Genomic DNA, 12,816 nt, shown 5'->3' with positions numbered 1-12,816 from the left:
GCAGATGATAGTTTAATCTATCCCAGAACTTCGATGAGAAGTTCCTGCCCATTATTCTTCTCACATTTGTCTGGCTGATGCGGTCGTCCAGTAAGGCATCACAGATCGTCATCTTGCGGAACAGGCTGTTGAGTTCACGGATCGCGATATGTTGCGGATCAACTTCGTATTCCGGACTTCATCTAATTTTCAGGCAGATAACTCAATCTGTCGATCTCTGGGGCAGGTTTAACGGCATTGGCAAGGCTTCAAGTTATTGCCGTTCCTCTGCGGCTTGCCGCTAATATGCCGACAACGGACCGCGTGGACATGGATTACGGGTTTTTCATTGAGTTTCCATTTTCAACGCACCATCACCTTCGTCAATCTTGACCGTGCTGTTATCCGGCACATCACCGCGCAGGATAAGGTCCGCCAACGGATCTTGAAGATATTTCTGGATCGCTCGTTTGAGCGGCCGTGCGCCATAGACCGGGTCATAGCCAACCCGCCCCAGCCAGCGTCGGGCAGCATCGGAGAGGTCTAGTTCGATCTTCCTGTCCTTGAGCAATTTCTGCACCCGTAGAACCTGAATATCGACAATTGGTGCCATATGTTCTTCGGCAAGCCGATGGAACAGGATGATCTCATCCAGCCGATTTAGGAACTCGGGACGGAAATGCGCGCGGACGACTTCCATCACTTGCGGCTCGACATCTTTGACTTTCTGACCATCCTCAAGATTCGCCATATATTGGCTGCCGAGGTTGGAAGTCAGGATGATCAACGTATTGGAGAAGTCAACTTTCCGGCCTTGCCCGTCGGTCAAATGTCCGTCGTCGAGTACCTGCAGCAGGACGTTGAAAACATCGCCATGCGCCTTTTCAACTTCGTCAAACAGGATCACCTGATATGGACGCCTGCGAACGGCTTCGGTCAACACACCGCCTTCATCATAGCCGACATAGCCTGGAGGGGCGCCGATCAGGCGTGCCACACTGTGTTTTTCCATATATTCGGACATGTCGATGCGGATCATCGCTTGGTCATCGTCGAAGAGGAAACCAGCAAGAGCTTTCGTCAGCTCAGTTTTGCCGACACCCGTGGGGCCGAGGAACAGGAAGCTGCCCAATGGCCGGTTCGGGTCCTGCAATCCGGCGCGGCTCCGGCGGACGGCGGCAGATACCGCTCCGATTGCATCGGTCTGTCCGATAACACGTTTGCCGATCAGCTCTTCCATCGCTAGCAATTTCTCGCGTTCGCCTTCGAGCATCTTGTCGACGGGGATACCGGTCCATTTGGAAACGACCGCCGCAATATCTTCATCGGTAACTTCCTCGCGCAGCATTGCGCCATCGGTTGCTCCGGCAGCTTCTTCCAGCGCTTTTTCAAGATCAGGAATAGTACCGTAACTCAGCTCACCAGCCTTGGCGAGATCACCAGCGCGCTCGGCTTGTTCAAGCTCCAGGCGGGCGTGATCCAATTGTTCTTTGAGCTGGGATTCGGCGTTGATTTTGTCCTTCTCACCCTGCCAACGCGTCGTGAGTTCGGTCGAATCCTGTTCGAGTTCAGCCAGTTCTTTTTCAAGCGTCTCTAGACGGCCTTTGGATGCCTGGTCGCTCTCCTTTGACAGTGCCTCCCGCTCAATCTTGAGCTGGATGATCCGGCGGTCGAGCGATTCAATCTCTTCCGGTTTGGATTCGACCTCCATACGGATACGCGAAGCGGCTTCGTCCATTAGGTCAATGGCTTTGTCCGGTAGAAAACGGTCGGAAATATAACGGTTTGATAGTGTTGCAGAACTAACCAGAGCGCCGTCGGTTATCCGCACCCCATGGTGCAGTTCATATTTCTCTTTCAGTCCGCGGAGGATGGAAATCGTGTCTTCCACGGTTGGTTCACCGATGAATACGGGTTGGAAGCGACGCTGCAGAGCGGCGTCTTTTTCAACATATTTTTGGTATTCATTGAGGGTGGTTGCGCCGATGCAATGCAATTCACCGCGTGCGAGCGCTGGCTTGAGTAGATTGGACGCATCCATAGAGCCTTCCGACGCGCCAGCACCGACCAAGGTGTGCATCTCGTCGATAAACAATATGATTTCGCCATGGGCACCGCGCACTTCATCGAGTACGCTTTTGAGGCGCTCTTCAAACTCGCCGCGATATTTCGCGCCAGCGATGAGCGCGCCCATGTCGAGTGACATCAACCGGCGATCTTTCAAGCTGTCTGGCACGTCGCCATTGGCAATGCGCAGCGCCATGCCTTCCGCGATAGCGGTCTTGCCGACGCCGGGTTCGCCAATCAGGACCGGATTATTCTTGGTCCGGCGGGCCAAAATCTGGATCGTCCGACGGATTTCTTCGTCGCGCCCGATTACCGGATCGAGTTTGCCATCACGTGCGGCCTGAGTCAGGTCAGTGGTATATTTTTCCATTGCTTCATAGGCATCTTCAGCCGAAGCCGTGTCGGCTGACCGCCCGCCGCGCAATTCGTTGATTGCGCTGTTGAGAGTTTCTGCGGTGGCACCCGAGGAGAGCAACGCTTTGCCAGCTGCCGTATCTTTCGATAGCAGCAATGAGAGTAGCAAGCGTTCGACCGTGACATAGCTGTCTCCGGCCTTTTCGGCGATTTGTTCTGCCTGATCAAGGACACGAACGGCATCATTGTTCAGACCGGGTGTTTGCTGTGCTCCGCCGCCTGAAACCGCAGGAATCTTGGCTAGTGCGGCGTCAATTTCCTGGTGTGCCTTTTTGGCATCGCCGCCTGCCTTGGTGATAAGCCCGGCTGCCATGCCCTGATCGTCTTCCAACAATGCCTTGGCTATATGCGCGGCTGTGATCTGCTGATGACTCATTCTGATTGCAACCGTTTGAGCGGACTGCAAAAACCCTTTGGCGCGGTCAGTGAATTTCTCAAGGTTCATCGGTTCATCCTGTTCAATCTTGGTCTCCTACCATGAATATGGTGTTGTAGTCGTGCAACACAACCACATTCATGTCTTTTTCCAACGAAATTATATGATAGGCTCATTTTACAACAACAGTGCACTCAACGAAATGGTGCCGTCTGAGAGGAAGAAATATATGAAAACGCTTAAGCGTGGGGGCATTGGTCTGCTCATTATCATTGCATTGGTGGCCGTCGGTCTAGCGGTATGGGAGCCATTGAGCGTTTCAGAGTCTGCGGCGCCGCCAGAAGGCAGTTACGAAGCCCGGATTGTGCGCGATGAATTTGGTGTTCCGCATATTTTTGGTAAGACCGATGCCGATGTCGCTTATGGCGTGGCCTATGCCCATGCCGAAGATGATTTCATGACGCTGCAGGAAGTGACCGCGATGGCGCGGGGCCGGATGGCGACGCTCAACGGCGCAGACAGCGCGCCCATTGATTATATCGCAGCGTTGCTTGATGTGGATGGAACGGTGGATCGCCAATATGATGACCTTCCAGCTGACGTCCGTGCAGTGCTTGCCGGCTATGCTTCTGGCCTCAATGCTTATGCCGAGGATCACCCTGAAGAGATTGATCTAGCCAAGCTATTTCCGGTCAATGGTCGGGATATTGCCGCAGGTTTCGTGTTGCGATCGCCGTTCTTTTTCGGACTTAACAATCCGATTGAGGCATTGGTGCAGAACAAGCCGCTAACGCGTGAAGGCGGCCCGCGTTTATCTGGTCAGCCCGAACAGAAGTCGGTTCACCGGCTCAGCCCTGACAAACTTATTGATGATAAGGCGGCTACGCCCGTCGGTCCTGACCCCGACGAAAACGGTTCCAATGCCTATGCGGTTGCGCCGGATCGTTCTCCCGAGGGTAAAACCCGGCTGATATCCAATTCACATCAACCTTTGCGCGGCAATGTCGCCTGGTATGAGCTGGTTGTACACAGCGAAGAGGGTTGGGATTTCGCCGGAGCCAATTTCCCAGGATCGCCGTTCCCTTTTCTCGGGCACAATAAATATCTTGGTTGGACGAACACCGTCAACCGCCCGGATCTGATCGATATTTATAAGCTCACCTTGAACGACGAGAAAGATGCCTATCGCTTTGATGGCGCATGGAAACCGCTGGAAAAGAAGCGGGTCTGGCTGAAGATCAAATATGGTCCGTTCGTTATTCCTTACCCGGAGGTTGCCTATCGTTCGATCCACGGGCCGGTGATTATGAACGAGAGCGGAGCCTATGCAATCCGCTACGCCGGTATCGATCAATTGGAAATGCTGACCCAATATTACCGGATCAACAAGGCCAGCAATTTCAATGAATGGCAGGCGGCAATGGCGGGGCAGGGCGTTCCGGCGACCAATTTCATCTATGCCGATGCCGAGGGCAATATTGGGCTCTACTATAATGCGATGTTCCCCGATCGGCCTGAAGGCTATAACTGGCGTGGGGTATTGCCGGGCGACAGTTCCGCGGCCTTGTGGCAGAATACCCTTCCGTTTACCCGCGTGCCTGCGTTGGTCAATCCGGCTTCGGGTTATGTCATGAACGCCAACAACACGCCCTATATCGCGGCGGGACCGGGGGATGAACTGAACCCGGACAACTTTTCGTCGTTGCTCGGCGTTGAGGATGATCAAACCAACCGCTCACGCCGATCAATCGCGTTGCTGGAAAAGGCCAATGAGGATGGCACGCTTACCGATGAAGAATTATGGACCATCAAATATGACACGGGCTATGAAAAGTCCGGCTATGCGAAAGACTGGTTGGACAAGATTGCCGCGCTTGATCTGAAAGACAGCGATAAACTTCTTAAAGCGCAGGAATTACTCGCGCGGTGGGACTGGGACTTGGATGGCGAAGGTTCGGCCGATGCGCTTGCATTAATGGCCCTGCGTCCAGCCAACAAGGCTCACTATAATCGCGATGCCGTTCCGGACCCGCGACAAATATTGGAAGAAACCGTCGATCATCTGACGAAATATTTCGGTAAGATTGATCCGCCGATGACGGATGTGCTGCGGATGCGTCAGGGAACGGTCGATCTGCCGATGGACGGTGGCAATGACACGATCCGTGCGTCTACCCTGTGGGATGTGGAAGAGGATGGCCGGCTATCGGTACGTCACGGCGACAGCTTTATCCAGTTTGTCGAATGGTCCAAGGACGGCAAGGTCCACTCGCGTTCGATCCAGCCCTTCGGTGCCGCAACCACACGCCCCGACTCGCCCCATTACACCGACCAGATGCAGCTGTTTGTCGACAAGAAGCTGAAGCCGGTGTGGTTTGATCCGGCCGAGCTGGAACAGCACAAGACCAGTGATAAGGTGGTCGGGCGTAAGTAGCAGAGAGCTCCGCATCAAGTACGGAGTACAAGGAGGGAACTGTGCTCCGCACTTGATGCGGAGCTCTATACCCACTGATCAACTATTCTGTTTCAGGACTATATATGTCGAGATCCAACTTTAAACCACGAGACCCAATAGCCAATAACGTGTCGGGACTGACGCTGATGCCTTCGTTCTGATTCCTCAGGAAAAGCCCCGTAAACACGTCTGCGCGAAATCGGCTTGTCAGATTAATCCAAGTTTCGAGGTCATCCGACAATTCTTGCAACAAAGAATGAATCTGCTTGTCCAAATCACCGGGCGAAAGACGAGAAGCGTGCAACCGCCAAGATCCAGTCCTCGCAACCTTCGCCACCCCGCGTTCTGTATACCATGTGCCACCCATCTGTACTCCGATTGTAGGCTCACGCCCCAGTTTTGTCGTTAGTTCGTCGGGATTGAGGTCGTCCCCAAAAAAGCGGAGGCTTACGGACGTTTCAGAGACAGGGCCCATGATTAAGGCACCAACACCGTATCCGCAGCCCCCGGCAAAAGATCCGGATAGTCGGTAATATAATGCAGGCCGCGGCTTTCCTTGCGCGCCAGCGCTGATTTGACGATCAAGTCGGCCACTTCGATCAGGTTTCGCAGTTCGATCAAATCTTGGGTCACGCGGAAATTGCTGTAATATTCCTCGACCTCCTCACGGAGCAGGTTGATGCGGTTCTGGGCCCGTTCCAGGCGTTTGGTGGTGCGGACAATGCCGACATAATTCCACATGAAGCGACGGATTTCGGTCCAGGTTTGTTTGATCACCACTTCTTCATCGCTGTTGGTGACCCGGCTTTCATCCCATGGCCGGATCGGTGGTGGGGCAGGCATCTCGTCCCAATGCTCGGCAATGTCGCGCGCGGCCGCATCTCCGAAGACAAAACATTCGAGTAAGCTGTTGGATGCCAGGCGGTTGGCACCGTGTAGCCCACTCTCGCTGGCCTCGCCCGCGGCGTAAAGGCCGGGCAGGTCGGTGCGGCCCGCCAGATCAATCAATATCCCGCCGCAGGTGTAATGTTGCGCAGGCACCACAGGGATTGGCCCCGTGGTCATGTCGATGCCCAGCCCGATCAACTTGTCATAGATATTCGGGAAATGGCCCTTCACAAATTCCGGATCATGGTGAGAGATATCGAGATGGACATAGTCTAGGCCCAGCCGCTTGATTTCATGGTCATTGGCGCGGGCAACAATGTCGCGTGGTGCCAGTTCCATGCGTTCGGGGTCAAAGCGGTCCATATAGCGTTCGCCGGCTTCTTCGCCCGCGTCGCTCGGTAATTTCAGATGCCCGCCTTCGCCACGCACAGCTTCGGTGATCAGAAAGTTTTTTACCTCCAGATTGTAGAGGCAGGTTGGATGAAACTGCATCATTTCCATATTGGAAACCCGCGCCCCTGCACGCCAGGCCATCGCAATACCATCACCGGTAGCGCCACGTGGCGCGGTGGAGAATAGATAGGTACGGCCCGCTCCGCCGCTCGCCATGATGGTTGCGCGCGATGTTAAAGTTTCGACATGACCGGTTTCATTATTGAGCGCGTAAACACCCCAAACATTTTTTGCGCCCGTCGGTTTCTCGGCATGACGATCAACGATCAGGTCAATTGCCACCATATGGGGCCGTAGCGTGATATTGGGATGCGCCGCAGCGGTGTTCTGCAGCGCTTCCTGCACCGCCCAGCCGGTTGCGTCATCGACATGGACAATCCGTCGATGGCTGTGACCACCTTCCCGGGTAAGGTGAAGGGATTCCTCTTCCTCGTTGAACGGTACGCCCATATCAACCAGACGTTCGATTGAAGCCGGTGCATTTTCGACCACAAATTCAACGGTTTCACGGCGGTTTAGACCCGCGCCTGCAACCATCGTGTCATTAATATGATTTTCAAATGTGTCGCCCGCGTCGAGTACGGCGGCAATGCCACCCTGTGCCCAAGCGGTCGAGCCGCCTGTCAATTCGCCCTTGGCTAGCACCAGCACTTTGTGGGTACGGGCCAGGGTGATTGCAGCGCTCAGTCCGGCTGCGCCGGAACCGACTATGATAACGTCGTGGTTCATGCAGCTTTTGCACGGGTGAGATTGAGAAACACATCCTCAAGATCCGCTTCCCTCGTCGTGACATCGACAATTGCAAAGCCGCGTTCCTGTACTGCCGCCATCACACCACCGGCATTGGTCCGGTCCTTATTATAGGTGACCGCTACCGTGCGCGGTCCGATGAATTCGGTTTTTTCAAATAGTTCATTCTTGAAGGCAGCGGCATCCTGATCCTCGCTGAGATCCCGGTCCAGCGTCAGTTCGACTAGCTTTTCACGCGCCATATCGACCAACTCCGGGGTTGGTTTGTTGGCGATGAGCTTGCCATGATTGATGATAGCGATGCGATCGCACAGATTTTCTGCTTCTTCGAGATAATGGGTGGTCAGCACAATCGTGACACCCGCGTCGTTTAGTTTTTGAACATATTCCCAAAGCTGTTGCCGGAGATCGATATCGACGCCCGCTGTTGGTTCGTCCAGCACAAGAATTGGCGGCGAATGGACCATCGCCTTGGCCACCAACAGGCGGCGTTTCATGCCGCCCGACAAAGTGCGGGCGTAGGCATTGGCCTTGTCTCCGAGATGCACCGCCTCAAGCAATTCCATCGTCCGGCGTTTGGCTTTTGAAACGCCATAGAGTCCAGCCTGAACCTCTAGAGATTCAGATGGCGTAAAAAAGGGATCAAAGATAATTTCCTGCGGCACGATCCCGATGGATGCTTTGGCATTACGCGGGCTATCATCAATATCGAAACCCCAGATATTGGCGCTGCCGCTCGTCTTGCGTACCATGCCGGACAATATGCTGATTAGCGTCGATTTGCCCGCACCATTGGGCCCCAAAAGCCCGAAAATTGAACCGCGGGGTACATCGAAACTGACGTCATCGAGAGCCTGTTGACCCCCCGCATAGGTTTTGGAGAGATTCTTGATCGAGATTGCTGCATTTGTCATGCGCTTCGCATAACCATCTTGTCATGGATAATCAAAAGCTTTGCTATTTTTGATGGAGAGCTTGCCAGCGCGGGTGCTCTGGCGAGATATTTGTGCTTTCTGGGTGGTCCGCATTTATCGCATATTGTTAGTGAGGGAAATATTGCGCCCCGGCAAATCTGTTGCTAATTCGGCGGAATGATCGAAACACCCGAAATAGTTAAAACGTCTAAAAAGCGCGTGTCCTGTGATGGATCGACCGATATTCCGGGCGGCGCGGCATTGGGCCATCCCCGTGTTTGGCTGGAAATCGACGAAAAAGGCTATGTCGAATGCGGCTATTGTGACCGGCGATTCGTTTTGGTCGGTGGTCCTGCAGACGGTGCGGCGGCGCAGTCCGAAGAATAATCCGACATAGGGGGTGCAAGGCCTCCGATATATTTCTATATGTAAGGGATGATAGAAAATCTTGATCCCCGCTCGTTCCTATATCGTCCTGATGGCCTAGACCCGGAGCGCGCCAAGGCGCTTGTTTCCAATAGCCTTTCTGCTTGTGATGATGGCGAACTCTATTTGCAATATAGCGCGGTGGAGAGTTTCGGCTTTGACGATGGTCGCCTGAAAACGGCTGATTATAGCACTGATAGCGGCTTTGGTCTGCGTGGTGTGTCGGGTGAGATGACCGGTTTCTCGCACAGCAACGAAATCAGCGAGGCAGCAATCAAGCGCGCGGCCCAGACCCTGCAATTGCTTGATCCCGCCAAGGGTGAGAAAGCAGCGCCACCGCGCGGCAGCAACCGCCACCTTTATGGCGAGGTTAATCCACTGGAAGCGATTCCATTCGCGAAAAAAGTAGCGCTCTGTCAGCAAATTGACGCTGCGGCCCGTGCAAGGGATCCTCGTGTGGCTCAGGTTTCCGTTGGTTTGTCGGGTAGCTGGAGTGTCGTTGAGATTGTCCGTCCCGATGGTTTTGTAGCGACCGATGTTCGGCCCTTGGTACGACTCAATGTTTCGATTGTGGCTGAGCAAAATGGCCGCCGTGAAAGCGGTAGTTTCGGCATGGGCGGTCGGTATCTGTACGATCAGCTGTTCGAAGAGGCGCGTTGGGACCGCGCTATCGATGAAGCCTTGGCGCAGGCTCTGGTCAATCTTGAAAGCGTGGATGCGCCAGCGGGCGAACAGACTGTGTTGCTCGGCCCCGGCTGGCCCGGCATCATTCTCCATGAAGCTATCGGCCATGGTCTCGAAGGCGATTTCAACCGCAAGGGCACGAGCGCCTTTTCCGGCAAGATCGGTCAACGCGTGGCGGCACCGGGTGTCACCGTGGTTGACGATGGCTCGATCAAGGAGCGACGTGGGTCTTTGAGCATAGATGACGAAGGCACGCCGACTCAGGAAAATGTCCTGATCGAGGACGGCATATTGAAATGCTATATGCAGGACCGCCTGAACGCGCGGTTGATGGGCGTCCCTGCGACTGGCAACGGACGCCGTGAAAGCTATGCCCATGCCCCCATGCCTCGGATGACCAATACGTTCATGCGGGGTGGCAAGGATGATCCGGACGAGCTGATGAGCCGGGTGAAAAATGGCATTTACGCCAAAAGCTTTGGTGGCGGGCAGGTTGATATCGTTTCGGGTAAGTTCGTCTTCTCTTGCACCGAAGCTTACAAAATCGAAAATGGTAAGCTTGGCGCGCCGATCAAGGGTGCAACATTGATTGGCGATGGCCCGACCGCGCTGACCAAGGTGAGCGGTATTGGCAATGACATGGCGCTTGATGAAGGCGTAGGCGTTTGCGGCAAGGGCGGGCAGTCGGTGCCCGCTGGCGTCGGCCAGCCAACACTGCTGGTCGAAGGACTGACGGTTGGCGGTACGGCCTGAAGGAAGATATAGTGAAGCGTTAGGCCAATGTTGATTGCTGCGATAAAACAGACTTGGCGAGCGCTACAAATCTGGCCCGATGCGGGGCGCTGGAAGGCTGCATTGGTTGTCGCGCTCCCGGCAGCAGCTATTATCGCGTTTGCGGGATATTTGGACGGCTGGCTTCGCTTTGATCCGGTCGTTGATCTTCAGTTGGCGCTGATCGCAGCACTGATCCTGTTCTTCGTTCCCGCCTTGGTAGAAGAGTTGATCTTTCGCGGCGTGCTGCTGTCCTGGTTCGCGACCTTCTCTCAACGTTGGGGCAATTGGCTTTCGGCCATATTGTTCATGCTCTGGCATCCGTTTCAGGCCTTGACCTTCGGGCCGCCATGGTCGGCCATATTCCTGCAGCCTTCGTTTCTATTTGCTACGTTCCTCTTGGCCATTATATTGACTCATATCCGGATCGTTTCACAATCGCTGTGGCCGGTGATTGCAATCCACTGGCTGTTGGTGCTGGTCTGGACATTATTTTTTGGCGGACCATTTTATTGAGAAGGGTTGAGGCATGGCTGAATTTTTCGAGGCTCTAAATGATGATCATATTGCCTTCATTGCGAAGCAGCCGATGTTCTTTGTCGCAACGGCAGCAGCGGACGGCCGGATCAATCTCTCACCGAAAGGCTATGATGTGTTTCGGGTGCTCGGTCCCAACCGTGTTGCCTATCTGGATTTACGCGGTTCAGGCAATGAAACGCATGCCCATATGATTGCGGACCAGGTCGATAAAGGCCGGGTCACGATCATGTTCAACAACTTCGGCAATCCAGCGCTTATCATGCGGCTATACGGAACGGGTACGCCAGTGCTGCCTCAGGACGACGGCTGGGATGAATTAGTCCAACATTTCGATATTCTGCCAGGAACTCGGCAAATATTCGATATATCCGTGGATGTTGTGCAGGGAAGCTGCGGTTATGGAATACCTCACATGAAGCTAGAAAAGGAGCGGGAAACACTGCTTAAATATCACGAGCAGTCTGGCGAGGAGGAATGGTTCGAGAAGGTTAAAGCGACAACCACAAGCATTGATGGACTGCCCTCGCGTGCAACCGAACATTTCTTTGATCCGAAAGAACTATAGCGCGATGAGCCTAGTCGAATTGTCTCGACATATGCATGGCGTCGAAGCCGAGATTGTCCGCGGTCGCCTTGAATCGGCCGGAATCGGTGCTGTCTGCTTCGATAGCAACGTCAATATCGCTGAGGGTGCAGGGATCGCATTGCCCGCGCGAGTGATGGTGCTGGCTGAAGATTTGGCCGAAGCAAAGGCCATATTGGCAGAGGATGTTTCTTTATGAGCGGCGCTGGCAAAATTTCTCTCGCGCTTGGTGGCGGAGCTGGTCTCGGCTGGACTCACATCGGGGTGCTTCGGGCGCTTGATGCATCGCCACTGGAAGTGGCAGCAATTGCAGGTACTTCCATGGGGGCGATTGTCGGAGCCAGCTATGCAGTTGGCAAATTGGACTATCTCGAAGACATGGCCCGCAATGCGAATTTCCGTAATATTTTGCGGTTCATGGACCCGCATTTCAAGCGGGGGGCCGTTATGGGCGCGCGCAATATCGAGAAAGAGCTGGAAGCGGAACTCGGCCACCTCAGCTTTGAAGAGCTCCCATTTCCTGTTGCGGCGGTTGCTGCGGATTTGCGCACAGGTGATACAATTGTAATGAAATCGGGCAAGCTGGTGCCAGCGATCCGGGCGTCCATGTCTCTGCCTGGTATATTCAAACCCGTGCAGCATGAAGGCCGGCTGCTGGTCGATGGAGGGGCTGCTTTGCCCGTACCGGTTTCACCGGTGCGGGACCTTGCACCGAAGGCGCTATGCCTGTCGGTCAATCTGCAGGATGATTTTCTCAACCGTGCGATTGCCGCGGGTATTGCCGAAGAGAATAGCAAGGAGCCGAACAGCATTGCGATCGTCAAGGCATCCGTGGGCCTGTCGCTGCGCAACCTGAGCCGCTATTCTTTGGCGCTGGATCCACCTGATTTTGCCATGTCACCGCCGGTCGGCCATATCGATATCCAGAACTTCACCCGCGCCGATGAGCTAATCGAAATTGGCCGCCGCGAGACCGAAAAGGTCATTCCGGAAATATTGGCGAAACTGGCTGACGGTACTGCCTAATTTTTGTGCACAGCTGCTGCAGTGCACAAAAATTGCTCTTCAATGAAAATATGAAATTTCCAAAAAAGCTTTGAATCCATAGCGTTACGATTCTGGCATGCGCTTTGCGAAGAAGTCCCCGGTAACAACAATAGGGGGCGTAATGAAATTTATCATAGCCATAATCAAACCGTTCAAGCTTGACGATGTTCGTGAAGCGCTGACTGGTGTCGGCGTAACCGGCATGACTGTAACCGAAGTCAAAGGCTTCGGGCGGCAAAAGGGCCAGACGGAAGTCTACCGGGGCGCGGAATATACCACCAATATGGTTCCGAAGCTGAAGGTCGAAGTTGCGTGTAGCAGCGGGGTAGCCGCGCAAGCGGTCGAAGCCATTCAGGTTGCGGCCGGCACGGAATCCATCGGCGACGGCAAGATATTCACGCTCGCTCTGGAAGACGCCGTTCGCATCCGCACCGGCGAAACCGGCGATACAGCAATTTAATCGGGGAAA

At 54.3% G+C, this 12,816-nt stretch carries 11 protein-coding genes; 8 read left to right on the top strand and 3 right to left on the bottom strand.

The genetic code is table 11. The features are described 5' to 3' along the window. Positions 1–325 precede the first annotated feature (325 nt). Complete coding sequence (gene clpB / locus ABJG22_RS13200) at positions 326–2,905, bottom strand: ATP-dependent chaperone ClpB (RefSeq protein ID WP_348020733.1); 2,580 nt, start codon at positions 2,903–2,905, stop codon at positions 326–328. A gap of 160 nt (positions 2,906–3,065) precedes the next feature. On the opposite strand from clpB, the gene ABJG22_RS13195 reads away from it, so the two are divergent. Continuing rightward, positions 3,066–5,270, top strand: a complete 2,205-nt coding sequence (locus tag ABJG22_RS13195; RefSeq protein ID WP_348020732.1) for an acylase — start codon at positions 3,066–3,068, stop codon at positions 5,268–5,270. A 498-nt stretch (positions 5,271–5,768) separates the two neighbouring features. On the opposite strand, the gene nadB is transcribed toward ABJG22_RS13195, so the two are convergent. Continuing rightward, positions 5,769–7,361 carry an L-aspartate oxidase gene (nadB, locus tag ABJG22_RS13190; protein WP_348020731.1) on the bottom strand — a complete coding sequence of 531 codons (1,593 nt, stop codon included), beginning with the start codon at positions 7,359–7,361 and terminating at the stop codon, positions 5,769–5,771. Then, complete coding sequence (locus ABJG22_RS13185; RefSeq protein ID WP_348020730.1) at positions 7,358–8,296, bottom strand: ABC transporter ATP-binding protein; 939 nt, start codon at positions 8,294–8,296, stop codon at positions 7,358–7,360. The genes nadB and ABJG22_RS13185 overlap by 4 nt, the downstream gene beginning before the upstream one ends. A gap of 177 nt (positions 8,297–8,473) precedes the next feature. Between ABJG22_RS13185 and ABJG22_RS13180 the strand changes: the two genes are divergently transcribed. From ABJG22_RS13180 to ABJG22_RS13150, 7 genes are all read left to right on the top strand, one after another. Continuing rightward, a complete protein-coding gene (locus ABJG22_RS13180) occupies positions 8,474–8,683 on the top strand; it encodes a zinc-finger domain-containing protein (protein WP_348020729.1) in 210 nt (69 codons plus the stop codon). Between the two features lie 48 nt (positions 8,684–8,731). Continuing rightward, entirely contained in the window at positions 8,732–10,159 is a 1,428-nt protein-coding gene (gene tldD / locus ABJG22_RS13175; protein WP_348020728.1) for a metalloprotease TldD, read from the top strand. A 27-nt stretch (positions 10,160–10,186) separates the two neighbouring features. Then, entirely contained in the window at positions 10,187–10,693 is a 507-nt protein-coding gene (locus ABJG22_RS13170) for a CPBP family glutamic-type intramembrane protease (protein WP_348020727.1), read from the top strand. A gap of 13 nt (positions 10,694–10,706) precedes the next feature. Further along, positions 10,707–11,282: a pyridoxamine 5'-phosphate oxidase family protein gene (locus ABJG22_RS13165; RefSeq protein ID WP_348020726.1), complete on the top strand. Its 576-nt coding sequence runs from the start codon at positions 10,707–10,709 to the stop codon at positions 11,280–11,282. 4 nt (positions 11,283–11,286) lie between these two features. Continuing rightward, positions 11,287–11,499 (top strand): DUF2007 domain-containing protein, encoded by a 213-nt coding sequence (locus ABJG22_RS13160; RefSeq protein ID WP_348020725.1) that lies wholly within the window; start codon positions 11,287–11,289, stop codon positions 11,497–11,499. Further along, on the top strand, positions 11,496–12,326 hold the full coding sequence (locus ABJG22_RS13155) for a patatin-like phospholipase family protein (RefSeq protein ID WP_348020724.1): 831 nt from the start codon (positions 11,496–11,498) through the stop codon (positions 12,324–12,326). The genes ABJG22_RS13160 and ABJG22_RS13155 overlap by 4 nt, the downstream gene beginning before the upstream one ends. A gap of 142 nt (positions 12,327–12,468) precedes the next feature. Then, complete coding sequence (locus ABJG22_RS13150; protein WP_348020723.1) at positions 12,469–12,807, top strand: P-II family nitrogen regulator; 339 nt, start codon at positions 12,469–12,471, stop codon at positions 12,805–12,807. Positions 12,808–12,816 lie beyond the last annotated feature (9 nt).

The sequence above is a fragment of the Parasphingorhabdus sp. genome (assembly GCF_039939955.1).
Lineage (GTDB): Bacteria > Pseudomonadota > Alphaproteobacteria > Sphingomonadales > Sphingomonadaceae > Parasphingorhabdus.
The sequence above is the reverse complement of the archived record's forward strand: the minus strand, read 5'-3'. Positions and strand labels throughout refer to the sequence as shown.